Genomic DNA, 24144 nt, shown 5'->3' with positions numbered 1-24144 from the left:
TCAGCTTGTTACTGACTAAACGATCAGGTGACTTCATGTCGATGTCCCACGCCCAACTCAAAGCCTTCCACGCCGTGGCCGTGCATGGAAGCTTCACCAAAGCCGCCGGGCGCCTTTTTCTCACGCAACCGGCGATATCCGACCAAGTGCGCAAACTCGAAGAGCGTTTCGGCGTTTTGCTGTTTCACCGCAATAAACGTTCCGTGCGCCTGACCGACTTGGGCGAGCGCTTGCTGGCGATCACCCAGCGCCTGTTTGTGATTGAAGCCGAAGCGCAGGAATTGCTGCAGGAATCCCAGGCCCTGCAGACCGGCAGCCTGATTCTGGCGGTGGATGCGCCGGTGCACGTGCTGCCGCAGATCGCGCGGTTCTGTGAGCGCTATCCGGGAATCAGCGTAAAGATCGAGACCGGCAACACCGATGAATCGCTGTTTCGCCTGTTCAACTATCAGGCCGACTTGGCGTTGCTCGGGCGGGATGTCAGCGATGAGCGCTTGCTCTGTGTGCCGCTGCGCAACGATCCGATGGTAGCGTTCGTTTCGCGCAATCATCCGTGGGCCGAGCGTGAATCGATCTGCCTGGCAGACCTGGATGACACGCCACTGGTGCTGCGTGAACACGGTTCGGTGACCCGGCAAACGCTGGAAGAGGAAATGGCGCGGGCGGGGTTTCGCATTCGCCCGGCGATTCAGGTGGAAGGCCGGGAAGCAGCGCGTGAGGCGGTGGTGGTCGGGATTGGTGTCGGCGTTGTTTCGGCGGCGGAGTTTGGTGCGGATTCGCGGGTGTGTGCGTTGCCGATTGTCGACTGCACGCGACGGCTGACGGAGACGCTGGTGTGTTTGCGTGAGCAGAGCAATCGACGGGTGGTGGCGACCTTCCTCGATATGGTTCGCGACAGCCTTGCGTGAACAGTTCCCTGATCGTTCCCACGCTCTGCGTGGGAATGCCTCAACGGTCGCTCCGCGTTCGGCTTTGGATGGGACGCAGAGCGTCCCGGGCTGCATTCCCACGCAGAGCGTGAGAACGATCACGGGGCGGCTGGCGCCAGACCAAAGAACGCCTGAATCAAGCGCAACTCCCGGCGCCGCTCCATGCAGCCGATCATGTGCCGATTGACCAGCCCCTCGCCGACAATCGGAATCGCCACCACCCTCGGGTCATGACTGACCTCCACCGACGACACCACGCCAACACCCAACTCGGCCGCCACCGCTTCGGTCACCGCCTCTCGACTATCAAGTTCCAATAACACCCGCGGATGGATCGATGCCTGCGCACAGGCCTGATCAAACGTACGCCGGGTGATCGAACTCGGTTCGCGCAGCACCATGATCACCTGATCCAGTTCTTTGAGTTTCACTTCCCCGGAGCGCATCGCCCACGGATGCCCTGCCGGCACCAACGCGCAAATCCGTGATTCGCTCAGCGCTTGCAGATGCAGGCCTTTGCGCGGCTCGACTTCGGTCAACACCGCCACATCGGCGTGTTCCGACAACAACGCCGCGAGGGTTTCCTGAGCATTGCCCAAGCGCAGATTCACCGTGATCCCCGGATAGCGTGCACGCAGGCTGGCGAGCATCGGCATGACCATGTGCGGCCCGTCCGCCGCCACTTCCAGCCGCCCCGTCAACAGCTGCCGGTTGGCTTCCAGCATGGTCTGCGCCTCTTCTGCGAGGCCAAACATTGCGCGGGTAATCGCCGCGAGTCTGGTGCCCTCCTCGGTCAGTTCCACCCGTCGCGCGGTGCGCCGCAACAGGGTGATCTGATAGTGCTCTTCCAGCGCCTTGATATGCCCGGTGACTGCCGGCTGGCTGATAAACAAGCGCGCAGCGGCGCGGGTGAAGCTGCCTTCACGGGCCACGGCGTCGAAAGCGCGGAGCTGAAACAGGTTCATGAATAACTCTCGCTGATGGCTGGCATAACAACAAACAATTTGATTGATGCAACGGCGAATTGCAACGTATGCCCCGTAGCTTCATCCCACAGCGCTATCCGAGGACACACGAATGAGTATCGCCGAACCCATCCTGCTCACTCCCGGCCCGTTGACCACTTCGGCCCGCACCCGCCAGGCGATGCTGGTCGACTGGGGGTCATGGGATGACCGCTTCAATCAACTGACCGCCAGCCTCTGCGAACAACTGCTGGCGATCCTCAACGGCGCCGCCACTCACCACTGCGTGCCATTGCAGGGCAGCGGCACCTTCGCCGTCGAAGCGGCCATCGGCACTTTGGTGCCGCGTGACGGCAAAGTGCTGGTGCTGATCAACGGTGCCTACGGCAAGCGTCTGGCCAAGATTTGCGAAGTGCTCGGCCGCTCTTTCAGTACCTTCGAAACCGCCGAAGATGAGCCGACCACCGCCGCCGATGTCGACCGTTTGTTGCGCGCCGACAGCGACATCACCCACGTAGCGCTGATTCATTGCGAAACCAGCACCGGCATTCTCAATCCGCTGGCGGAGATTGCCCAGGTCGTCGAACAACACGGTAAACGCCTGATCATCGATGCCATGAGTTCCTTCGGCGCACTGCCGGTGGACGCACAGAAAGTGCCGTTCGACGCACTGATCGCCGCCTCCGGCAAATGCCTGGAAGGCGTACCGGGGATGGGTTTTGTCTTCGCTCGCAAAGAGGCGCTGGCCGCCGCTTCCGGCAACTCGCATTCGCTGGCGATGGACCTGTACGACCAGCACGCCTACATGATGAAAACCGGGCAATGGCGCTTCACTCCGCCGACCCACGTGGTCGCGGCGCTGCACGAAGCGTTGCTGCAATACAACGAAGAAGGTGGCCTGCCGGCGCGGCATGCGCGCTATGCCGCCAACTGTCAGGCACTGATGGACGAGATGGGCAAGCTCGGTTTGCGCAGTTTCCTGCCGGCGGCGATTCAGGCGCCGATCATTGCCACGTTCCATGCGCCGCAAGATCCGCGCTATCAGTTCAAGGATTTCTACGAGCGGGTCAAGGCCAAGGGTTACATCCTTTATCCGGGCAAGCTCACTCAGGTCGAAACCTTCCGTGTCGGCTGCATCGGCCATGTCAGCCCGGACGAAATGCGCCAGGCCGTAGCGGCGGTCGGCGAAGTGCTGCGCGAGATGGAAGTCCTCGAAATCTAAGAACACCACCAATCCCCTGTAGGAGTGAGCCTGCTCGCGATGAGGCCGTGCCAGTCGACGAAGATGTTGAATGATCAACCGCTATCGCGAGCAGGCTCACTCCTACAGTTTGAATTGCATTGCCAACTCAGGAATTTGATCAACATGAACTACGCAAACCCAACCAAGCTGCAAGCCGCGATCCTCGACTGGGCCGGCACCGTGGTCGATTTCGGCTCTTTCGCGCCGACGCAGATTTTCGTCGAAGCCTTCGCCGAGTTCGACGTGCAGGTCTCCATCGAAGAAGCCCGTGGCCCGATGGGCATGGGCAAGTGGGACCACATCCGCACCCTTTGCGATCAGCCGCAAGTGGCCGAACGTTATCGCAAGGCGTTCGGCCGCACGCCAAGCGATGACGACGTGACGGCGATCTACAACCGCTTCATGCCGCTGCAGATCGAGAAGATCGCCGAGCACTCGGCGCTGATTCCCGGCGCGCTGGAGACCATTGCCAATCTGCGTCAGCAAGGGATCAAGATCGGTTCCTGCTCCGGCTACCCGAAGCAAGTGATGGACAAGGTCGTCGAACTGGCTGCCACCAACGGTTACATCGCCGATCATGTGGTTGCCACCGACGAAGTGCCAAATGGCCGTCCGTGGCCGGCCCAGGCCTTGGCCAACGTGATCGCGCTGGGCATCGACGATGTCGCGGCGTGCGTGAAGATCGATGACACCGTGCCGGGCATTCTCGAAGGCCGCCGCGCTGGAATGTGGACCGTGGCGCTGATCTGCTCGGGCAATGCACTGGGTCTGGATTACGCCGGATTCCGCGCCTTGGGCAGCGATGAACTGGCCAGCGAACGCAAGCGCATTCACGCGCTGTTCGAAGACTCGCGCCCGCATTACATGATCGACACCATCACCGATCTGCCGGAAGTCATCGCTGACATCAACAAGCGCCTGGCCAACGGTGAGATGCCGCAATCGAGCTGATTCCTGGCGCTGGCTGCAAACGAAAACGCCAGCGTCTGCACGACGCTGGCGTTTTTTTTGGCAAAGCCCTGATTCAACGTATTGAAACTCCGATCAGCCTCAGGCAAATCCGCCAAAGCGGATTACAGTTAAAGCATGCCGTCGCCCAAGAACGGCCGTTTTGACCCTGATCTGTGAGGAAACACCGTATGCCGTGGACAAGTTCCGAATCGCGCTACAGCACCGTCTCGGTCCTGTTGCACTGGCTGATGCTGGTCCTGTTGGTGCTGGTTTACGCCAGCATGGAGTTGCGCGGTCTCTTTCCCAAAGGCAGTGGCGGGCGCACGCTGATCCGCGAAGTGCACTACATGCTCGGCCTGACCGTGTTTGTGCTGGTGTGGTTTCGCCTGCTCGCGCGCAGCATTGGCCCGGCGCCGAAAATCTTCCCCGCCTCGCCGCAATGGCAAACCGTGCTGGCGCGGCTGATGCACTGGGCGTTGTACCTGTTCATGATCAGCATGCCGATTCTGGGCTGGCTGATCACCAGCGCCGAAGGGCATCAGGTGATGTTCTATGGCTTTGATCTGCCGCTGCTGGTCGCGGAGAACAAGGAGTTTGCCAAACAGGTCGAGTACTGGCATGTGCTCATTGCCACGATCGGCTACTGGCTGATCGGCCTGCATGCGCTGGCGGGGATCTATCACCATTATGTGGTGCGCGATAACACCCTGCTGCGGATGATGCCCAAGCGCGGTTGAGCGTCAGGGGCTGGCGATAAACCCGCGCCGCCCCTGCAAACCTCCGGTATGAATGAAGATCAGCCGTATGCCTGCTGCGAACCTGCCCGCCTCGACTTGCTGTTTGAGCGCCAGCAACGCCTTGCCGGTGTACAAAGGCTCCAGAAGTATGCCGCTGGCCTGCTCGGTTTGTTCGATGAACTCAAGCAACGCCGGATCGACCTTGGCAAAACCGCCGCGGCTGGCGTCGATCAGTTCATATCCACCGGCGCCCTGACCAGTTGACTGAACAATCGCCTCGACCTGCGGCGCCACGCCGTGATCTTCAGGTACTGCGAGCGCGCCATAGACCGGATGCGCGCCGGCCTCGGCGAGGACCAGCCCGGCGAGTGTCGTGCCGGTGCCGCAAGCCAGCCACCATCCGTGGTAATCGCTCCAGCCGAGCGTGGCCAATTGCGCTTGCGCCTGTTCCTTGATCGCGGCACAACCGAGCGCCCCCGATAAACCGCCACCACCCTCGGGCACCGCATACAACTGCGGATACTGCGCGCGCCAAGGCTCCCAGAATCCCGGTTCATTGCGTGCGCGATAGCCGCCGTAACCCATCCAATGCAATTGCATGCCGAACGCCTGCAGATCCAGCACCGTCGGAGTTTCCTGCGCGTGCCCGCGCAACAGGCCCACGGTTTTGAACCCCAGCCGTTTTCCCGCCGCCGCCAACGCATGCAGATGATTAGAGTGAGCCCCACCGAGACTGATAATGCCTTCGGCACCCGCGCGATCGGCGGCTTTGAGGTGTTCGAAGAGTTTGAACCACTTGTTGCCGCTGATCAGTGGGTCGATCTGGTCGAGGCGCAGGATCGCGACTTCAATACCGGCGGTTTTCAGCCAGTCGAGGTGAAGGTGTTCGAGAGGGGCTTGGGGTAGCCAATCGGAGGGAGGCAAAAGCATGGGGGGCGATTCGATCTGGACAGAGCTCGCATTCTAGTCGCTCACAAGCAGCCATCGCGAGCAGGCTCACTCCTACATTTGTTCGATGGTGTTCACTGCATCTGTGAACAACACAAACCCTGTGGGAGCGAGCCTGCTCGCGAAGGCGTCGTGTCAGTCGACAGGTCTATTGGCTGACACTTCGCTTTCGCGAGCAGGCTCGCTCCCACAGGTCAAGCAGCGTTGCTTAGAGCTCAGCGGCGAGGCGCGAGCCCTGGTTGATCGCACGCTTGGCATCCAGCTCGGCCGCGACATCGGCACCACCGATCAGGTGCACATTCTGCCCCGCTTCAACCAAACCATCATGCAGTTCGCGCAGCGGATCCTGCCCTGCACAAATCACAATGTTGTCCACCGCCAGCACTTGCGGCTCGCCGGTTTCACCGATGCGGATGTGCAGGCCTTGGTCGTCGATGCTCAGGTATTCAACGCTGTTGAGCATTTGCACCTGTTTGTTCTTCAGACCGGTGCGGTGAATCCAGCCAGTGGTTTTACCCAGCCCATCGCCGACCTTGGTTTTCTTGCGCTGCAACAGGAACACCTGACGGGCCGGTGCATGCGGAGCGGCTTTGATACCCGCCACGCCACCGCGAGCCTCCAGTTTGGTATCAATGCCCCACTCTTTCCAGAACGCGGCGCGATCCTGACTGGTGGCCACGCCTTGGTGAACGAGAAATTCCGACACATCGAAACCGATACCGCCGGCGCCAATCACCGCTACGCGTTTACCCACCGGTTTGCGCTCAAGGATCACGTCGATGTAGCTCAGCACCTTGGCATTCTCGACACCCGGAATCGCCGGCAGACGCGGCGCAATGCCGGTGGCGAGGATGATTTCGTCGTAACCGCCTTCAACCAGTTTCGCCACATCGACGCGGGTGTTCAGGCACACCTCGACATTCGTGGTCTGCAGCTTGCGCTTGAAGTAACGCAGGGTTTCAAAGAACTCTTCCTTGCCCGGCACGCGCTTGGCGATGTTGAACTGGCCGCCGATTTCACTGGCCGAATCGAACAACGTCACCTGATGGCCACGCTCGGCGGCCACGGTCGCAGCGGACAACCCGGCAGGGCCGGCGCCAACCACCGCAATCTTCTTGATCTGCTGCACGGGCAGGTAGTTCAGTTCGGTCTCGTGGCAGGCACGCGGGTTGACCAGGCAACTGGTCAACTTGCCGCCGAAGGTGTGATCGAGGCACGCCTGGTTGCAGCCGATGCAGGTGTTGATTTCGTCGGCGCGGCCTTCGGCGGCCTTGTTGACGAAGTCCGGATCGGCGAGGAACGGCCGCGCCATCGAGACCATGTCGGCATCACCTTCGGCGAGAATCTGCTCGGCGATTTCCGGGGTATTGATGCGGTTAGTAGTGATCAGCGGGATCTTCACCGATCCACGCAGCTTGGCCGTAACCTTGCTGAATGCCGCACGCGGCACTTTGGTGGCGATGGTCGGGATCCGCGCTTCGTGCCAGCCGATGCCGGTGTTGATGATGGTCGCGCCGGCCTGCTCGATGGCTTTGGCCAGGGTGACGATCTCATCCCAGGTGCTGCCGCCCTCGACCAGATCGAGCATCGACAGACGGAAAATGATGATGAAGTTCGGGCCGACGGCTTCGCGGACACGGCGAACGATTTCCACCGGCAGGCGCATGCGGTTTTCGTAGCTGCCGCCCCAACGGTCGGTGCGGTGGTTGGTGTGCGCGGCGAGGAACTGATTAATGAAATAACCTTCCGAGCCCATGATTTCGACGCCGTCGTACTCGGCGGTCTGCGCCAGCACCGAACAGGTGACGAAATCGCTGATCTGCTTCTCGATGCCTTCTTCGTCCAGCTCTTTAGGCTTGAACGGGTTGATCGGCGCCTGGATCGCACTCGGCGCGACTTGTTTCGGGCTGTAGGCATAACGCCCGGCGTGGAGGATCTGCATGCAGATCTTGCCGCCCGCCTCATGCACCGCGCGGGTGACGATGCGGTGCTTGAGCGCTTCTTCTTCGGTGGTCAGCTTGGCCGCGCCGGAATACACGCCGCCCTCGTCGTTCGGGCCAATACCGCCGGTGACCATCAGGCCAACACCGCCGCGCGCACGCTCAGCGAAGTACGCCGCCATGCGCTCGAAACCGCCCGGTTTTTCTTCCAGGCCGGTGTGCATCGAACCCATCAGGGTGCGGTTGCGCAGCGTGGTGAATCCCAGGTCCAGCGGGGCCAACAGGTGCGGGTAATGAGCGGCGGTCATCGGTAACTCCACAACGAGCAATCACGGAAAAGTTGCGGGGGCTCTGCGGCTCCCGTCAGTCATGTTCGTCAGACTAAGAGTCGCATCGCTGTCACTCAATGACCGTAACTGACAACTTATTGATCCAAATGCGCAGCGCCCCTTGGCAACCCGGTCCATGGGCCCTACCCTAGTCGCCATACCCTGTACCCGGTAGTTGTTGGTTTACATGCGCAAACTTTTGTATCTGTTCTTTTCCATGGCCATTGTCGCCGCTCTGACCACCTACGCCATGTGGGCGGCGGATCGGCCGACGGGACATTACTTGTCGGACCTGCGTATCAAGCTGGCGGTCGACCAGGGCACGCCCGCCGACCGTGGCAATCTGCTTGGTATCCAGCCCGAATTGTTTCCCACGGACTACCAGAGCCCCGAGCGCCTGCGTCGTAAACTGGCGGCCTACCTTCAGCAAGCGCAGGATCAAGGCTTGTTGAACGACAAAACCGTCGTGGTGTTGCCGGAGAACGTCGGCACCTGGCTGCTGCTCAGCGGCGAGAAAGACGAGTTGTATCAGGCCCCGACCCTCGCCGAAGCAATGAACTGGCTGGCGGCGAGCAATCCGTTATTGTTCGCCCGCGCCTGGCTCAGCGCCCACGGCAAAGACCGTCTCAACGATGCGTACCTGCGCATGAAATCCAAGGCCATGGCCAAGGACTATCAGGCGCTGTTCGGTGGTCTGGCCAAGGAGTTTCATGTGACGCTGGTGGCCGGCTCGATCGTGCTGCCAGAACCGAGCATCCGCGACGGCCAGCTCAAAGCCGGCAGCGGCGCGTTGTTCAATAGCAGTGTGGTGTTCAGTCGTGATGGCGTGCCGCTTGGCCAGCCGCAACGGCAGATGCACCCGGTGTTCGATCAGCGAGAAGTGATCGAAGGCGCAGACAAACACTTGCTCAATGTCGTCGATACTCCGGCCGGACGCCTCGGCGTGCTGATTGGCAGCGACAGCTGGTATCCGGATAACTACCGCAAACTCGACGAGCAAGGCGCGCAATTGGTCGCGGTGCCCGCGCAAGTACTCGGTCATCGTGCCTGGAACCTGCCTTGGCGCGGCTACAAGAGTTCCAACACCCCGAGCTCGGTCAGCCTCAAACCCGGCGAACTCACCGAAGGCCAGGCCTGGCATCGGCTGACCCTTACTGCACAACCGCCGAGCAGTCGAGCGATTGCCGGCATGAGCGTTTTCCTGCGTGGGCAGTTCTGGGACAAGGCCAGTTCCGGCCAGAGTTTCCTCAGCAGCAACGGTCAGCAGTTTGCCGATGGCGAGGCCCGTGGCGCGCGCTTGCTGAACATCTGGTTGTAAACCATGAAGCCGCTGCCGATGCGCCTTGGGGATCTGTCGGTGGGCTTTGTGCACAGCCTCGCCGATGCCGTGCGCAGTCATGCAGCCGATCCACAGCCGTTGCTCGAGCAATATGGTCTGGACCCCGCGCGACTGGCCGAGGCCGGGGCGCGTTTGTCGATTCCGCGCTATATGCGCCTGGGCCACGCGGCGATTCAGTTGACCGGCGATTCGGCGCTGGGCTTGCGCATGGGCCAGCTCAGTCGCCTGAGTCAGGCCGGGCTGGCCGGCGTCACCGCCGCACAAGCGCCGACCGTGCGTGAGGCCGCGCGCTGCCTGATCCGTTTCGAGGCGTTGTACGGTTCCAACTATCGCGGCCAGTCCAGCTTCCACGAAGATGCCCATGGCGCGTGGCTGCGTTTCTATTCGATCAGCCCGTACAACGCCTATAACCGTTTTGTCGTGGACTCCATCATCGCCGGGTGGCTGCATCAGCTCTCCAGCGTCAGCCGCGAACCGCTGCGCGCTGAACGTATCGAAATCGAATTCGAAGAACCGGATTACCGCGATGCCTATAGCGTGTTGGGCGATTGCCCGATCCAGTTCGGTGCAGAGCGTAATCAACTGCGCCTGAGCCTCGACAGCCTCGCACAGCGTAATCCCGAGCATTGCCCGAGTACCTGGCGGCATCTGCTGCAACTGTGTGAACGGGAACTGGAGCAATTGACCCGAACCCGCAGCCTGCGCGAACGCATCACTCAGCTACTGGGGCCTTTGCTCAATGGTGGCCGGGAACCCGACCTGGAAGAAGTGGCGGCACGCCTGAAGCTGCCTACCTGGACCTTGCGGCGTAAACTGGCCGAGGAAGGCACGCAGTTTCGCGCGATCCTCAACGACACGCGCCGGGATCTGGCGATGACGTATATCCGCGATACTGAACTGGCCTTCGGTGAAATCGCCTACTTGCTGGGTTTTGCTTCAGCCGAAGCATTCCAGCGAGCCTTCAAACGCTGGAGCGGTCAGACGCCCGGCGAATTCCGCCGCAGTCACCGCAAAACGGCATAAAAGCAGCTGCTAGTTACAAGCTTCAAGCTGCAAGTTAAAGCTCGGTGGCGTCTTCGGCTGGCTCGGGTTGGTCCAGTTCAAAGGCCTGGTATTCGAGCAGCTCTTCTTGATATTCATCCATCGCGTAATCCCCCTGCTGCTCTCTTGAATGGGCCTGAGCAAATGCCCAGTGCCTCGAGCTTAACGTGCTCGTGTGAAGGAAAAGTGAAACCCGGCCTTCATGAATAAAACGTAGCAGGTGGTCAGGAATTTATCGCGGGAATTTTGTCAGGGGAATGTAACGAGATTTTAAGTGCATCAGAAACCACTGTGGGAGCGAGCCTGCTCGCGAAGGCGTCGGCCCCTTCAGCACATAGGTGACTGAAAGTCCGTCTTCGCGAGCAGGCGCGCTCCCACAGGAAATTGGGTCAGGCCGGTTATTGGCCGGACGCTGGCATCGCCGGAATCGGCTCGGAGGGCGGAGGGATGTCCGGGTTGGCCGGTGGCGTGATGGTTTCGGTCGCCGGTGCCGGTTCTGCGCTCGGGGCCGGAGTGATCGGCGCCGCCTCTGCGGGTGGCGCAACCGGTTCCGACGTCATTGGCGCGGCCTCGGCAGGCGCGGGAGCCGGCTCCGTTGCAGGCACAGGGGTTGCGGCGGGTGCTGGTGCTGACGCAGGCGTTGGCGTTGGCGTTGGCGTTGGCGCCAGCGCTGCCGGAGCAGCCTTCGCCTCAGGCACGCCGAGGTCAGCCTTCGGCTTCTCTTCAATGTGCGCAGCTTTCTTTTCTTCCGCCGGCAGGAACAACTCGACCAATGTGAAGAAGCGCTCATAGAACTTCTGCGACGTCACCGTCTCGCTGGCGACCTTGACCATCGAATCGTCGGACGAGCCGATCGGCATCGACACCGAACCCAACACGCCTACGCCGAGACTGGCCGAGTTGTTGGTCTTCTTCAGCGCATAACGATCCTGCAAGGCGTTGGCAAACATCGTCGCATGGTGCCCGGCGCTGCCGTCATCGGCGCAGACCACGTTGAAGCTGATCTCCATATGGGTATCGCCGGTTTGCTGGAAACTCTTGTGGCCACTGACCAGTTTCGGGTCACTGCTGGTGATGATGTAACCCTGACTGAGCAACGCACGACGGGCCGCTTCGCAACTGACCGAATCGGTCACCGGGTAATTGCGCGAAAACGTGCCGGAGTCATCGAAGTTCTCATGCTCATACATCGGCTTGTCTTTCGAACAGCCGGCAACAGCGGTCAACAACAGCGCCAACCCGACAACACGCATGGGAGTGGAAATCAACATTGAACATCCTGAGAGAAAACAGTCCGGGGCGTATTGTGCAACAGATCACGCCCCCGCGGCGCATGGATTAGTGTCTTAAAGCAGTTACAACTCTATCGACCGTCAGTTGCGGGAAAAAGTCGCAACGCCAAGTGATCGATGAACACGCGCAATTTCGCCGTGGCGTGGCGACTCGATGGCCATAGCACCCAGAACTGCCCGGTGTGCTCCAGATGCGCGTCGAGCACCCGCTGCAAGCGGCCTTGCGCCTCGGCCTCGCAGGTCATGAAATCCGGTAGACAGGCAATGCCCATACCGGCCAGCACGGCATGGCTCACTGCCTCGATCGACGTACTGACCAGCCGAGTCGGCAACGTCGGCTCGGCGGCGCCCTCCGCGCGAATCAACGGCCAGGCTTCCAGTTTGCCAGTAGCATGAAACGTATGCCGAAGGCACGCATGAGTTGCCAGGTCGCCGGGCGTTTGCGGCACACCGCGCTGCTGTAAATAAGCGGGGCTGGCCACCAGCACCATGTGAAACTCGCCCAACGGTCGCGCCATCAGTCGCGAATCCCGTGGTTTACCGGTGCGGATTACGGCGTCGAAACCTTCTTCAACCACATCAACCATGCGATCGGTCAAATCCAGATCCAGTTCAATCTGCGGGTACAACGCCATGAACTCGTTCATGACCGGCATCACCAGTCCATGCACCTGAGGCAGGCTGATGCGCAACTTGCCATGGGGTTTCGCAGCCGCATCGCACAACTCGAACTCCGCCGCCTCGACCTCCGCGAGAATCTTGCGACAGCGCTCCAGAAACAGTGCGCCTTCACTGGTCAGCGTAACGCTGCGAGTGGTGCGTTGAAACAGCCGCACGCCGAGTCGCGCTTCCAGCCGCGCGATACTTTTGCCCACCGCCGACGATGACACCCCTTGCAGTCGGCCAGCCTCAGTGAAACTGCGCGTCTCAGCGACCTGAACAAATACCGAAATACTGCCAAGGCTATCCATACCAACCTCCCATTGCTGACATCCGTGTCCGATATGTTCGGAACCTTAACCCGTTTTTCGCCGATGTGCAGCGCCCTACCCTGTGCTCCTCGTCAACTTTGCACATGGATGCCGGCTAATGAACGACGCACAACTCAATTGCCCCACACTTGAACACCCTCTCGATAGCCAAGAGCGATTACCCCTCGGCGCCCTGTTGGCGTTGGCCACCGCCGGATTCATTACGGTCATGACCGAAGCCATGCCCGCCGGCCTGTTGCCGCAGATGAGCAGCGGCCTGAATGTGTCCCAGGCGCTGATCGGGCAACTGGTCACGCTGTACGCGATCGGTTCGATACTCGCAGCAATTCCCCTGACGATCGCCACCCGCGGCTGGCGCCGCAGACCGCTGTTGCTGTCCGCCATCGGCGGCTTTGCCATCGCCAACAGCATCACCGCTCTGTCAGAGCTGTACTGGCTAACCCTGATCGCCCGCTTTATCGCCGGGGTATTTGCCGGTTTGCTTTGGGCACTGCTGGCGGGATACGCAAGCCGCATGGTCGCCCCGCACCTGCAAGGCCGCGCCATTACCGTGGCCATGCTCGGCGCGCCGCTTGCGCTGTCACTGGGGATACCGGCAGGCACCCTGCTCGGCACCCTCGTCGGGTGGCGCTTGAGCTTTGCCATCATGACCGCGCTGACCGTTGGGCTGGTGATCTGGGTACGCTGGCAAGTACCGGACTTCGCCGGCGAACGCGTGGGAAAACGCATGCCGCTGCGTCAGGTGTTTACCTTGCCGGGCGTGCGATCGGTATTGCTGGTCACCCTCACCTACGTCGTTGCGCACAATCTGCTGTACACCTACATCGCGCCTTTCCTGCAACCCTCCGGGCTAGATGCGAGTGTCGACCGCGTGCTGCTGGTATTCGGCCTCGCCTCGGTGCTGAGCCTGTGGATCGTCGGCAGCCTGATTGACCGCTGGCTGCGCGAACTGGTGTTGATCAGTGCCGGGTTGTTCCTACTGTCCGCGATAGCACTGGGCCTGTGGCGCGACTCGCCAAGCGTGGTTTACATCGCCACCGCTGTTTGGGGCCTGGCGTTTGGTGCAATGCCCTCGCTGCTGCAAACCGCCTCGGCGAAAGCTGCGAAAGAGGCTGCCGATACGGCGCAATCGATGCTGGTTACGCTGTGGAATGTCGGGATTGCTGGCGGAGGGTTGGTGGGTGGTTTGTTGCTGGGGAACCTTGGTGTGGGGGTATTTCCGTGGTTTGTTGCTGGATTGTTGGTGTTGACGCTGTATGTGGCGGCAATGGCTCGGGGCCATGGTTTTCCAAGAGCCGAATGAGACCGAATGCGCTGTTGGGTTGAGGTCAGACAGCTGGAAATCGGTCGATTGGCAGGTCGCCTTCGCGAGCAGGCTCACTCCTACAGTGGAACTGAGTACATCAGACAGAGGATTGGTCGGCTGGCAGGCCGCCTTCGCGAGCAGGCTCGCTCCTACAGTGGGATTGAGTACATCTGACAGAAGATTGGTCGGCTGGCAGGCCGCCTTCGCGAGCAGGCTCGCTCCCACAGGTTTAATCTGTGTGCGGCCCACGCGGCAAAGCCGCCCCACTCAACAGGATGAGCGTTAGCTCGGCTGCAGCTTTTGATCTTGATCCACCGGTCCCGTCGGCAGGCTGAGTGGAGGGATTTATCCGGGGGTGGGAGCGCAGCGACCGTTCGACGAAGTCGAACACATCGAGAGGAGGTGCAGCGAAGCAAACCGTAGGCGATGCCCCCCGGATGAATCCCGGAGCGAAGGAACCCCGAGCTTTAGCGAGCGGGCCGAACGTTGGGACAAGCCTTTTTGGGTACTTTTTCGGCGTCTGGAAAAAGTGCCTCGCCGTAAGGGCGAAACCGCCAGCGGCCGCACCCGCAGCAACGGATATTCACCCAAAACCCCAAGAACATGGTCGGCCCAAAGGCCGCCACGACCCAACGCCCAAAAAAAAGCCCCGACCTATACAGGCCGGGGCTTTCACATAACAGCTCAATCAGACATCAAAACCGCTTGATCTCAGCCTGAGCTTCCAACTGCTTGCGATACGCAGCAAAGTCCTGCTGTCCCTCACGCGAAGCAAGGAAGCGACGGTACTGAACCTTCTCTTCATCCGTCGGTGCAGCCGCTTCGTTGACGCCATTAAGACGCACGATCATCAGACTGCCATCCGCCAACGTCACGCTGGTGAACGTCGGCTTGTCCTTGGCAGCCGGCTTCGGCATACGGAACAACGCTTGCAGCACCGCCGGATCAACACCTTCCTGACCACGGGTGGCCGCTTCGGTGGTTTTCCAGTTCTGCCCCTCAACCGCTTTGTCCAGCGGAGCCTTGCCGTCACGCAGATCAGCAATCAGCTTCTCGGCCTTGGTCTTGGCAGCCGCGCTGGCGTGCTCTTTGGTCAACTGAGTGCGGATCGCCGCATTCACGCTTTCCAGCGGCAGTTGCGCAGGCTTCAGGTGTTCCTTGGAGCGCAGCACGATCACGGTTTCCGGATCCAGCTCGATGGCGGTGCTATTGGCACCCTCGTCGATCACTTCGGTACTGAACGCAGCAGTAACCACGGCACGGTTGGCCGCAACACCTTCGCCACCTTCACGGCCGAACGGCTTGGAGGTGTGCACGGTCAGCTTCAGATCCGCCGCTGGCTGAGCCAGGTCAGACGCTTCGAACGCCGAGTCTTCCAGTTGCTTGGTTGCCTCGACGAAACGCTGCTCGACCTGTGCGGCTTTCAGCTCGCGGGTCAGCTTGTCTTTCAGGCTGGCCAGGGTCGGCACTTCCGGCGCTTCGACACCCAACAGCTTGATCAAGTGGTAACCGAAGTCAGTACGAATCGGCTCGGACACCTGGTCTTTCGACAGGGAGTACAAGGCTTTTTCGAACGCCGGGTCGTAGACGCCCGGACCTGCATAACCGAGGTCACCGCCATTGTTGGCCGAACCCGGATCCTGCGAGAACTCTTTGGCCAGCGCTTCGAACTTCTCGCCCTTGGCCAGACGCGCCTGGACTTCGTCGATCTTCGCTTTGGCCTGAGCCTCGGTGGTCTTGTCGTTCACTTCGATCAGAATGTGCGCGGCACGACGCTGTTCCGACAGGTTGGCGATCTCTTTCTGATACGCCGCCTGCAGGTCTTCGTCCTTGACCGTGACCTGATCGAAGAACGACGACTTCTTCAGCTCTACGTAATCGATGATCACTTGGTCCGGAGTCATGAACTCCTTGGCGTGTTCGTCGTAGTAAGCCTTGACCTCGTCGTCGGTCAGTTTGACCGCAGCCGGGTCAGCCTTGACGTTCAAGGTGGCGAAATCGCGGGTCTGTTTTTCCAGACGGGCAAATGCCAGCACTTCGGCGTCGGTGACGAAACCGCTGCCCGCCACACCGGCGCGCAGTTGGCCGATGAGCATTTCCTGAGCCAGCATCTGGCGGAATTGCATACGGCTGTAACCCAGTTGACGGATCACCTGGTCGAAGCGCTCGGAGCTGAACTTGCCGTCCACCTGGAATTCAGGTGTTTGCAGGATCACTTGATCCAGTGCGCCTTCGGAGAAAGCGAATTTCGCTTGTTCGGCGCCTTGCAGCAGCAGCTTGCGATCGATCAGACCCTTGAGGGCCGATTCGCGGAGCATTTTTTCGTCGAGCAAAGAAGCATCGAAGTCTTTGCCCAGCTGTTGCATCAGCTGACGGCGTTGCATATCAACGGCCTGGCTCAGCTCGTTCTGGCTGATTTCATCACCGTTGACCTTGGCCGCCTCATTCTTGTGAGTCGTGGCCTGGAAAATGGCGTCGAAACCGGTCAGAGCCATCAGTGCAACGATGACCCCGATAATGGTCTTGGCAATCCAGCCTTGTGAATTGTCCCTGATATTCTGCAGCATGCGTCCCCCAGAAACGGTTGAACTTCAAAATTAGGCAACCGTGGAGCGTGGGTAGAATCCGGATAGAAGAAAGGCGCATCCGAGGATGCGCCTTCTCGTAACTGGCGGAGCGGACAGGGCTCGAACCCTCGATCCCGGCGTTACAGGCAACTGTTTCAGCTACCTGCTCTACCGCTCCGCTGCCAAGTCAGGCATGACCCCGACCCGGATGGGTAAAAACCTGAAAACTTAGTTAACAGCTTCTTTCAGTGCTTTACCGGCTTTGAAACCTGGCTTCTTGGCAGCCGGGATTTCCAGAGTCTTGCCGGTTTGAGGGTTACGACCGGTACGAGCCGGACGGTCCGTCACGGAGAAAGTACCGAAACCAACCAGAACAACGGAGTCGCCAGCCTTCAGAGCGCCAGTGACGGATTCGATTACAGCGTCCAGCGCACGGCCAGCAGCAGCTTTCGGGATATCAGCGGATGCAGCGATAGCATCAATCAGTTCCGACTTGTTCACTCTAAGTCCCCTTATATCTATTTTGAGATGATTCTAAGTTTTTTGGTGAAAGCAAAAACGAGTGCTGAATGGCCTACAGACACTTAAGAGCCGCTTTATAACAAGGGCTCTAAAAAACTGTCAAGGAAGCCCCCCAGGCAAAAGCGTATTAATGCGTGCTAATTCTTTCCTTAGAGTCAGACTCACGTTTTTCGTCCTTGGCAACTATCTCCGGAGCCACATCCGGCAAGGGCTCCGGCGCGTATTGCAGCGCAATTTGCAGGACCTCGTCAATCCATTTAACCGGTTTAATCTGCAGATCCTGCTTGATATTGTCAGGAATCTCCTTCAGATCACGCACGTTCTCTTCCGGAATAATCACAATCTTGATTCCGCCGCGGTGAGCCGCCAGCAGTTTTTCCTTCAGACCGCCAATCGCCAGCACTTGACCACGCAGCGTGATTTCGCCGGTCATGGCGACATCGGCGCGCACCGGAATGCCGGTCAACGCCGACACCAGCGCCGTGCACATGCCTACACCGGCGCTAGGGCCGTCCTTCGGGGTCGCCCCTTCCGGCATGTGGATGTGCGTGTCGCGCTTCTCGTGGAAGTCCAGAGGAATGCCCAGGCTCTTGGCACGACTGCGGACCACGGTCAGCGCGGCAGTGATCGATTCGACCATCACGTCGCCCAGCGAACCGGTCTTGATCAATTGCCCTTTGCCCGGCACAACAGCGGCTTCGATGGTCAGCAATTCACCACCAACCTGAGTCCAGGCAAGGCCGGTGACCTGACCGATCTGATCCTGTTGCTCGGCCAGACCATAGCGGAATTTACGCACGCCGAGGAAGTGTTCCAGCAGTTCAGCTGTCACTTTCACCGAGAAGCGTTTTTCCATCGCATGCTCTTTGACGGCCTTGCGGCAGACCTTGGCGATCTGACGTTCAAGGCCACGCACACCGGCTTCACGGGTGTAGTAACGAATGATGTCGCGGATTGCTTCGGCGTCGAATTCCAGTTCGCCTTTCTTCAGACCGTTAGCGGCGATCTGCTTTGGCGAGAGGTATTTGACGGCGATGTTGATCTTCTCGTCTTCGGTGTAGCCCGGCAGACGGATCACTTCCATCCGGTCGAGCAGCGCCGGCGGGATGTTCATCGAGTTCGAGGTGCACAGGAACATCACATCCGAGAGGTCGTAATCGACTTCCAGATAGTGGTCGTTGAAATTGTGGTTCTGCTCTGGATCGAGCACTTCCAGCAACGCCGACGCCGGGTCGCCACGCATATCGCTGCCCATTTTGTCAATTTCATCGAGCAGGAACAGCGGGTTGCGAACACCCACCTTTGTCATCTTTTGAATCAATCTTCCCGGCATCGAACCGATGTAAGTCCGGCGGTGACCGCGAATTTCCGCTTCATCACGCACGCCACCGAGGGCCATGCGCACGAATTTACGGTTGGTGGCGTGAGCGATCGACTCTGCCAGCGAGGTTTTACCCACGCCCGGAGGACCGACCAGGCACAACACCGGGCCACGGATTTTCTTCACGCGTTTTTGCACGGCGAGGTATTCAAGGATACGTTCCTTGACCTCTTCGAGGCCGTAGTGATCGGCATCGAGAATATCTTCTGCGCGTGCCAGGTCCAGGCGAACCTTGCTCTGCGCCTTCCACGGCACTTGCACCAGCCAGTCGATGTACGAGCGCACCACGGTGGCCTCAGCGGACATCGGCGACATTTGCTTGAGCTTGTTCAGCTCGGCAGTGGCTTTGGCCAACGCGTCTTTCGGCAGACCGGCAGCGTCGATACGCTTTTTCAGGTCTTCGATTTCGTTGTGGCCTTCGTCGCTGTCGCCGAGTTCTTTCTGAATGGCCTTCATCTGCTCATTCAGGTAGTACTCGCGCTGACTGCGCTCCATTTGCTTTTTGACGCGACCACGAATGCGTTTTTCGACTTGCAGCAGATCGATCTCGGCGTCCAGCAAAGCCAGAACGTGTTCGACACGAGCCGACAAATCGATGATTTCGAGGATTTCCTGCTTCTGCTCGATTTTCAGCGCCATGTGCGCCGCCATGGTGTCGACCAGACGACCCGGCTCATCGATGCTGTTGAGCGAAGAAAGGACTTCAGCCGGGACCTTCTTGCCCAGCTGTACATATTGTTCGAACTGCGACAGCAGTGTGCGCACGAACACTTCGGATTCGCGCTCTGCAGCGTCGACTTCTTCAATCAGCGAGACTTCAGCACGGCAGTGGCCGTCGACTTCGCTGAAGCGTTCGACGGTGCCACGCTGCTCACCCTCGACCAGAACCTTTACGGTGCCGTCAGGCAGCTTCAGAAGCTGTAGAACAGTGGCGATGGTACCTACGCGATAGAGAGCGTCTTCACCGGGATCGTCGTCAGCCGGGTTTCTCTGGGCCAGCAGCAGGATCTGCTTGTCGCCCGCCATCGCGGCCTCGAGGGCTTCGATGGATTTCTCGCGCCCCACGAACAGCGGGATAACCATGTGCGGATAAACCACGACATCACGCAATGGCAGGAGAGGCAATTCGATGGTTGTCTTCATGATTTCGCCTCTACGGCGGCCATATGGCCGTAATCAGATGGAATTGAGCTTGAAACCAAGATGGGGGCTGCCTTGAAAAAAAACAAGCGCAAAGCGGATGTAATAAATGACATAAAAAAAAAGAGGCCCGAAGGCCCCTTCTTTATTCCAGCAGACTGGACGCTTACGCGTCCGGTGCTGCCTTGGCCGTCGGCTCACTGTTTTCGTAAATATACAGTGGCTTGGACTTGCCTTCGATCACGCTTTCATCGATCACGACTTTGCTCACCTCGGACTGCGAGGGGATTTCATACATCGTGTCGAGCAGTACACCTTCGAGAATCGAGCGCAGACCACGGGCACCGGTTTTACGTTCCAGGGCACGCTTGGCGACCGATTTCAGCGCGTCGGTGCGGAATTCCAGATCCACGCCTTCCATCTCGAACAGCTTGGCATACTGTTTGGTCAGAGCATTTTTCGGCTCGGTGAGGATCTGCATCAGCGCAGCCTCATCCAGCTCGTCCAGCGTCGCGAGGACCGGCAGACGACCGACGAATTCCGGGATCAGACCGAACTTGACCAGATCGTCAGGCTCGACTTCACGCAGGGATTCACCGACTTTCTTGCCTTCTTCCTTGCTGCGCACTTCTGCGTTGAAACCGATGCCGCCCTTGGTGGAACGGTTTTGAATAACCTTTTCCAGACCGGAGAACGCACCACCGCAGATGAACAGGATGTTACGGGTGTCGACCTGCAGGAATTCCTGCTGCGGATGCTTGCGGCCACCTTGCGGCGGTACGGAAGCGACCGTGCCTTCGATCAACTTGAGCAAGGCCTGCTGCACGCCTTCACCGGAAACGTCCCGGGTAATCGACGGGTTGTCGGACTTGCGGGAAATCTTGTCGATTTCGTCGATGTAGACAATACCCATCTGGGCCTTCTCTACGTCGTAATCGCACTTCTGCAGCAGCTTCTGAATGATGTTCTCGACATCTTCACCCACGTAACCCGCCTCGGTGAGGGTGGTTGCGTCGGCAATGGTGAACGGAACGTTCAGCAAGCGGGCCAGTGTTTCGGCCAGCAGGGTCTTACCGGAGCCTGTCGGGCCGATCAGCAGGATGTTGCTCTTGCCGAGTTCGACGTCGTCAGCCTTTTTGTCACGCTGGTTCAGGCGCTTGTAGTGGTTGTACACCGCTACGGCCAGAACCTTCTTCGCACGCTCCTGACCAATCACATACTGATCAAGGATGCCGCTGATTTCTTTAGGCGAAGGCAATTTATGCGCGCTGCTTTCGGCCTGGGCTTCCTGCACCTCCTCACGGATGATGTCATTGCACAGGTCGACGCACTCGTCGCAGATAAAGACCGAGGGGCCGGCAATCAATTTGCGCACTTCATGCTGGCTTTTGCCACAGAAGGAGCAATAGAGCAGCTTGCCGTTGTCCTCGCCGTTGCGGGTGTCAGTCATTCGTTCGATCCAAATCCGATAGGCTTGCAACACAAGATGAAGGCTATTGCGGGCTTTTTCAAGCCCGCCGCTGATCAGACAAGCCGACCAAGCCTATTTTGAGCTGCTTATTTTAAGCTGGGCGCTGGTTGATCACTTCGTCGATCAGGCCATATTCCTTCGCAGCTTCTGCACTCATGAAGTTGTCGCGATTGGTATCGCGCTCGATTTCTTCCAGAGTACGGCCGCTGTGCTTGGCCATCAGCGTGTTCAGACGCTCGCGAATGAAGAGGATTTCCTTGGCGTGGATTTCGATGTCCGACGCCTGGCCCTGGAAACCGCCCAGTGGCTGGTGAATCATCACGCGCGAGTTCGGCAGGCAGAAACGCTTGCCCGGGGCACCTGCGGTCAGCAGGAATGCGCCCATGCTGCAGGCCTGACCGATGCAGGTGGTCGACACGTTCGGCTTGATGAACTGCATGGTGTCGTAGATCGACATGCCCGCTGTCACCGAACCGCCCGGGGAGTTGATGTAGAGATGGATGTCCTTGTCCGGGTTTTCCGCTTCAAGGAACAGCAGTTGCGCGCAGATCAGGTTGGCCATGTAGTCCTCTACCGGACCAACCAGAAAGATCACTCGCTCCTTGAGCAGGCGCGAATAGATGTCATAGGCGCGTTCGCCACGAGCAGATTGCTCGACAACCATCGGGACCAGGCCGCCGGCGGCCTGGATATCAGAGTTCTGCTGAATATAAGAATTACGGAACATGCTCTGCAGTCGCTCCCAAATAGTTATGTCTTGAATACGCATAAGCCAGCTCGAGAGCTGGCTTATGGTGTGTACTTCTTAACGCAAAACCAATCAGTCGGCTGTTGGAGCTTCTACCGGCTTGACTGCTTCTTCGTAAGAGACCGCTTTGTCGGTCACACTAGCTTTCTGCAGAACAGTATCCACAACTTGCTCTTCCAGCACAACCGAACGCACTTCGTTCAGCTGCTGCTCGTTTTTGTAGTACCACGACACAACCTGCTCAGGCTCCTGGTAAGCGGAAGCCATTTCCTGAATCATTTCGCGGACGCGAGCGTCGTCAGGCTTCAGGTCGAATTGCTTGACCACTTCAGCAACGATCAGACCCAGCACAACGCGGCGCTTGGCTTGCTCTTCGAACAGCTCGGCCGGCAGTTGATCAGGCTTGATGTTACCGCCGAACTGCTGAACAGCCTGCACGCGCAGACGGTCAACTTCGTTGGACAGCAGAGCCTTAGGCACTTCGATCGGGTTGGTGGCCAGCAGACCGTCCATTACCTGATTCTTGACCTTGGATTTGATCGCCTGACGCAGTTCGCGCTCCATGTTCTTGCGAACTTCAGTGCGGAAACCGTCGATGCCGCTTTCCTTGATGCCGAATTGAGCGAAGAATTCTTCGTTCAGCTCTGGCAGCTTAGGCTCGGAAACAGTGTTGACAGTTACGGTGAACTCGGCGGTTTTGCCAGCCAGGTCCAGGTTCTGATAGTCCTCTGGGAAGGTCAGGTTCAGAACGCGCTCTTCACCGGCTTTAGCGCCAACCAGGCCTTCTTCGAAGCCTGGGATCATGCGGCCGGAACCCAGTACCAGCTGAGTGCCTTTGGCGGAGCCGCCAGCGAACACTTCACCGTCAACCTTGCCAACGAAATCGATGTTCAGTTGGTCTTCGTTCTGGGCAGCGCGATCTGCCACTTCAAAACGAGTGTTCTGCTTGCGCAGGATGTCGAGCATTTTGTCCAGGTCAGCGTCAGCCACGTCAGCGCTCAGGCGCTCAACGGTGATGCCGTCGAAGCCGGCAACGGTGAACTCAGGGAACACTTCGAATACAGCAACGTATTCCAGGTCTTTGCCAGCTTCGAGCGACTTGGGCTCGATCGAAGGCGAACCAGCAGGGTTCAGCTTCTGCTCAACCACAGCTTCGTAGAAGGAGGACTGGATCACGTCGCCTACAGCTTCCTGACGAGCATCAGCACCGAAACGGCGCTTGATTTCGCTCATTGGCACTTTGCCTGGACGGAAGCCAGCAATCTTGGCCTTTTGGGCGGTCTGCTGCAGACGCTTGTTGACCTGAGTCTCGATGCGCTCAGCCGGCACGGTGACGCTCATGCGGCGCTCGAGAGCAGTAGTATTTTCAACAGAAACTTGCATGGATATTCCTCGTTGCACAGACGTTAGCCGGCCGTTTCCGACCCCAGAATCAAGGGCATGCATTCTAGTGGGTCAAACTCAAGAAGTCACCCTACTGAAAACGGGTAAAAAAACAGCAGGCATTTTATCGGGACCGCCACACCAATGCAGCGCGCCCCACAGGCGAATACAACCAATCACGCCAGGGCTCTGCGCCAACCGCTTCTATATATAGAAGAGACTGCCGATCACTCCCTGACGGCCGTTCTTGCAAGCAAGCCCGGCGAGCAGTGCAGCATCATCGAGCAACATAAATACGACGAAGCGCCCTACTCCTGCGTCCCGAAACCGGCCATGCCGGTTTTCAAAACCGCAAAACAAAAAAGGCGCCAGACTGTTAAATCTGGCGCCTTTCGAAATATGGGGTGGACGATGGGGATCGAACCCACGACAACGGGAGTCACAATCCCGTGCTCTACCAACTGAGCTACGCCCACCATATTGCGTAACAAAAAAGCCAAACAACTTCTTTGTTGAAACCTCACCAGCCCGAAGACATGAATGAAGCTTTAATTGGTGCGGATGAAGAGACTCGAACTCTTACGCCTCGCGGCGCTGGAACCTAAATCCAGTGTGTCTACCAATTCCACCACATCCGCAGGTGAAGCTTTAAAGCAAAGGCGCCAGACTGTTACATCTGGCGCCTTTCGAAATATGGGGTGGACGATGGGGATCGAACCCACGACAACGGGAGTCACAATCCCGTGCTCTACCAACTGAGCTACGCCCACCATATCGCGTTACTTGTGCCAAAGCTGCCTAATGGCGCACCCGGCAGGACTCGAACCTGCGACCATCCGCTTAGAAGGCGGATGCTCTATCCAGCTGAGCTACGGGCGCCTTATTAATCTGTACTCTTAAAGGACTACAAACTAAGTGCT

18 protein-coding genes and 4 tRNA genes are annotated in these 24144 nt (G+C 59.0%); 7 read left to right on the top strand and 15 right to left on the bottom strand.

The annotated features are described in order from the left end of the window. Positions 1-35: 35 nt before the first annotated feature. Positions 36-908, top strand: coding sequence for a LysR family transcriptional regulator (locus ACOYXJ_RS20035; protein ID WP_460371166.1), 873 nt, complete (start codon positions 36-38; stop codon positions 906-908). 119 nt (positions 909-1027) lie between these two features. On the opposite strand, the gene ACOYXJ_RS20030 is transcribed toward ACOYXJ_RS20035, so the two are convergent. After that, positions 1028-1894, bottom strand: a complete 867-nt coding sequence (locus ACOYXJ_RS20030) for a LysR substrate-binding domain-containing protein (protein ID WP_460371165.1) — start codon at positions 1892-1894, stop codon at positions 1028-1030. 112 nt (positions 1895-2006) lie between these two features. On the opposite strand from ACOYXJ_RS20030, the gene ACOYXJ_RS20025 reads away from it, so the two are divergent. From ACOYXJ_RS20025 to ACOYXJ_RS20015, 3 genes are all read left to right on the top strand, one after another. Beyond that, on the top strand, positions 2007-3116 hold the full coding sequence (locus ACOYXJ_RS20025; protein WP_460371164.1) for a 2-aminoethylphosphonate--pyruvate transaminase: 1110 nt from the start codon (positions 2007-2009) through the stop codon (positions 3114-3116). 144 nt (positions 3117-3260) lie between these two features. Next, complete coding sequence (gene phnX / locus ACOYXJ_RS20020) at positions 3261-4088, top strand: phosphonoacetaldehyde hydrolase (protein ID WP_460371163.1); 828 nt, start codon at positions 3261-3263, stop codon at positions 4086-4088. Between the two features lie 188 nt (positions 4089-4276). Continuing rightward, on the top strand, positions 4277-4825 hold the full coding sequence (locus tag ACOYXJ_RS20015; RefSeq protein WP_460371162.1) for a cytochrome b: 549 nt from the start codon (positions 4277-4279) through the stop codon (positions 4823-4825). Positions 4826-4828: 3 nt separating this feature from the next. Here ACOYXJ_RS20015 and ACOYXJ_RS20010 read toward each other — a convergent pair whose 3' ends face one another. Together ACOYXJ_RS20010 and ACOYXJ_RS20005 are read right to left on the bottom strand one after the other, a co-directional pair. Next, positions 4829-5755, bottom strand: a complete 927-nt coding sequence (locus tag ACOYXJ_RS20010) for a 1-aminocyclopropane-1-carboxylate deaminase/D-cysteine desulfhydrase (protein ID WP_460371161.1) — start codon at positions 5753-5755, stop codon at positions 4829-4831. A gap of 226 nt (positions 5756-5981) precedes the next feature. Continuing rightward, a complete protein-coding gene (locus ACOYXJ_RS20005; RefSeq protein ID WP_460371160.1) occupies positions 5982-8021 on the bottom strand; it encodes a 2,4-dienoyl-CoA reductase FMN-binding domain-containing protein in 2040 nt (679 codons plus the stop codon). Positions 8022-8229: 208 nt separating this feature from the next. Between ACOYXJ_RS20005 and ACOYXJ_RS20000 the strand changes: the two genes are divergently transcribed. Both ACOYXJ_RS20000 and ACOYXJ_RS19995 read left to right on the top strand, forming a co-directional pair. Then, the gene (locus tag ACOYXJ_RS20000; RefSeq protein ID WP_150793568.1) at positions 8230-9360 is read left to right on the top strand and encodes a carbon-nitrogen hydrolase family protein; all 1131 of its coding nucleotides are present in this window, start codon (positions 8230-8232) and stop codon (positions 9358-9360) included. Positions 9361-9363: 3 nt separating this feature from the next. Further along, positions 9364-10404, top strand: coding sequence for an AraC family transcriptional regulator (locus tag ACOYXJ_RS19995; protein ID WP_150793567.1), 1041 nt, complete (start codon positions 9364-9366; stop codon positions 10402-10404). 416 nt (positions 10405-10820) lie between these two features. Here ACOYXJ_RS19995 and ACOYXJ_RS19990 read toward each other — a convergent pair whose 3' ends face one another. Continuing rightward, the gene (locus ACOYXJ_RS19990; protein ID WP_460371159.1) at positions 10821-11693 is read right to left on the bottom strand and encodes a DUF2242 domain-containing protein; all 873 of its coding nucleotides are present in this window, start codon (positions 11691-11693) and stop codon (positions 10821-10823) included. A 92-nt stretch (positions 11694-11785) separates the two neighbouring features. Continuing rightward, on the bottom strand, positions 11786-12685 hold the full coding sequence (locus tag ACOYXJ_RS19985; protein WP_460371158.1) for a LysR family transcriptional regulator: 900 nt from the start codon (positions 12683-12685) through the stop codon (positions 11786-11788). A gap of 118 nt (positions 12686-12803) precedes the next feature. Here ACOYXJ_RS19985 and ACOYXJ_RS19980 point away from each other — a divergent pair, with 118 nt between their 5' ends. After that, a complete protein-coding gene (locus ACOYXJ_RS19980) occupies positions 12804-14009 on the top strand; it encodes an MFS transporter (protein ID WP_460371157.1) in 1206 nt (401 codons plus the stop codon). Positions 14010-14707: 698 nt separating this feature from the next. Here the strand turns inward: ACOYXJ_RS19980 and ACOYXJ_RS19975 are convergent. From ACOYXJ_RS19975 to ACOYXJ_RS19930, 10 genes are all read right to left on the bottom strand, one after another. Further along, a complete protein-coding gene (locus ACOYXJ_RS19975; RefSeq protein ID WP_150793563.1) occupies positions 14708-16579 on the bottom strand; it encodes a SurA N-terminal domain-containing protein in 1872 nt (623 codons plus the stop codon). Between the two features lie 228 nt (positions 16580-16807). Then, complete coding sequence (locus ACOYXJ_RS19970; protein WP_003183171.1) at positions 16808-17080, bottom strand: HU family DNA-binding protein; 273 nt, start codon at positions 17078-17080, stop codon at positions 16808-16810. Between the two features lie 148 nt (positions 17081-17228). Next, the gene (gene lon, locus ACOYXJ_RS19965) at positions 17229-19625 is read right to left on the bottom strand and encodes an endopeptidase La (RefSeq protein WP_460371156.1); all 2397 of its coding nucleotides are present in this window, start codon (positions 19623-19625) and stop codon (positions 17229-17231) included. A 163-nt stretch (positions 19626-19788) separates the two neighbouring features. Next, positions 19789-21072, bottom strand: a complete 1284-nt coding sequence (gene clpX, locus ACOYXJ_RS19960) for an ATP-dependent Clp protease ATP-binding subunit ClpX (RefSeq protein ID WP_003223632.1) — start codon at positions 21070-21072, stop codon at positions 19789-19791. Between the two features lie 112 nt (positions 21073-21184). Further along, on the bottom strand, positions 21185-21820 hold the full coding sequence (clpP, locus tag ACOYXJ_RS19955) for an ATP-dependent Clp endopeptidase proteolytic subunit ClpP (RefSeq protein WP_007951559.1): 636 nt from the start codon (positions 21818-21820) through the stop codon (positions 21185-21187). A gap of 93 nt (positions 21821-21913) precedes the next feature. Beyond that, positions 21914-23224, bottom strand: a complete 1311-nt coding sequence (gene tig / locus ACOYXJ_RS19950) for a trigger factor (protein ID WP_016986883.1) — start codon at positions 23222-23224, stop codon at positions 21914-21916. A gap of 400 nt (positions 23225-23624) precedes the next feature. Beyond that, positions 23625-23700 (bottom strand) — tRNA-His (locus ACOYXJ_RS19945). A 77-nt stretch (positions 23701-23777) separates the two neighbouring features. After that, positions 23778-23862: transfer RNA gene (locus ACOYXJ_RS19940), tRNA-Leu, on the bottom strand. A gap of 56 nt (positions 23863-23918) precedes the next feature. Continuing rightward, positions 23919-23994 (bottom strand) — tRNA-His (locus ACOYXJ_RS19935). A 32-nt stretch (positions 23995-24026) separates the two neighbouring features. Beyond that, a tRNA-Arg gene (locus tag ACOYXJ_RS19930) sits at positions 24027-24103 on the bottom strand. Positions 24104-24144 lie beyond the last annotated feature (41 nt).

The organism is Pseudomonas sp. Tul2A7 (genome assembly GCF_054790505.1).
Note: the sequence above shows the minus strand (reverse complement) of the source record. Positions and strands in the feature narration are given on the sequence as shown.

Bases quoted from the DNA above. Each gene is read 5' to 3' on its own strand.
- phnX (WP_460371163.1), top strand. From the start codon at position 3,261: ATGAACTACGCAAACCCAACCAAGCTGCAAGCCGCGATCCTCGACTGG.
- ACOYXJ_RS20035 (WP_460371166.1), top strand. From the start codon at position 36: ATGTCGATGTCCCACGCCCAACTCAAAGCCTTCCACGCCGTGGCCGTG.
- ACOYXJ_RS19985 (WP_460371158.1), bottom strand. From the start codon at position 12,685: ATGGATAGCCTTGGCAGTATTTCGGTATTTGTTCAGGTCGCTGAGACG.
- ACOYXJ_RS19990 (WP_460371159.1), bottom strand. From the start codon at position 11,693: ATGTTGATTTCCACTCCCATGCGTGTTGTCGGGTTGGCGCTGTTGTTG.
- lon (WP_460371156.1), bottom strand. From the start codon at position 19,625: ATGAAGACAACCATCGAATTGCCTCTCCTGCCATTGCGTGATGTCGTG.
- tig (WP_016986883.1), bottom strand. From the start codon at position 23,224: ATGCAAGTTTCTGTTGAAAATACTACTGCTCTCGAGCGCCGCATGAGC.
- ACOYXJ_RS19975 (WP_150793563.1), bottom strand. From the start codon at position 16,579: ATGCTGCAGAATATCAGGGACAATTCACAAGGCTGGATTGCCAAGACC.
- ACOYXJ_RS20025 (WP_460371164.1), top strand. From the start codon at position 2,007: ATGAGTATCGCCGAACCCATCCTGCTCACTCCCGGCCCGTTGACCACT.
- ACOYXJ_RS20015 (WP_460371162.1), top strand. From the start codon at position 4,277: ATGCCGTGGACAAGTTCCGAATCGCGCTACAGCACCGTCTCGGTCCTG.
- clpX (WP_003223632.1), bottom strand. From the start codon at position 21,072: ATGACTGACACCCGCAACGGCGAGGACAACGGCAAGCTGCTCTATTGC.
- ACOYXJ_RS20030 (WP_460371165.1), bottom strand. From the start codon at position 1,894: ATGAACCTGTTTCAGCTCCGCGCTTTCGACGCCGTGGCCCGTGAAGGC.
- ACOYXJ_RS20005 (WP_460371160.1), bottom strand. From the start codon at position 8,021: ATGACCGCCGCTCATTACCCGCACCTGTTGGCCCCGCTGGACCTGGGA.
- ACOYXJ_RS19980 (WP_460371157.1), top strand. From the start codon at position 12,804: ATGAACGACGCACAACTCAATTGCCCCACACTTGAACACCCTCTCGAT.
- clpP (WP_007951559.1), bottom strand. From the start codon at position 21,820: ATGTTCCGTAATTCTTATATTCAGCAGAACTCTGATATCCAGGCCGCC.
- ACOYXJ_RS20010 (WP_460371161.1), bottom strand. From the start codon at position 5,755: ATGCTTTTGCCTCCCTCCGATTGGCTACCCCAAGCCCCTCTCGAACAC.
- ACOYXJ_RS20000 (WP_150793568.1), top strand. From the start codon at position 8,230: ATGCGCAAACTTTTGTATCTGTTCTTTTCCATGGCCATTGTCGCCGCT.
- ACOYXJ_RS19995 (WP_150793567.1), top strand. From the start codon at position 9,364: ATGAAGCCGCTGCCGATGCGCCTTGGGGATCTGTCGGTGGGCTTTGTG.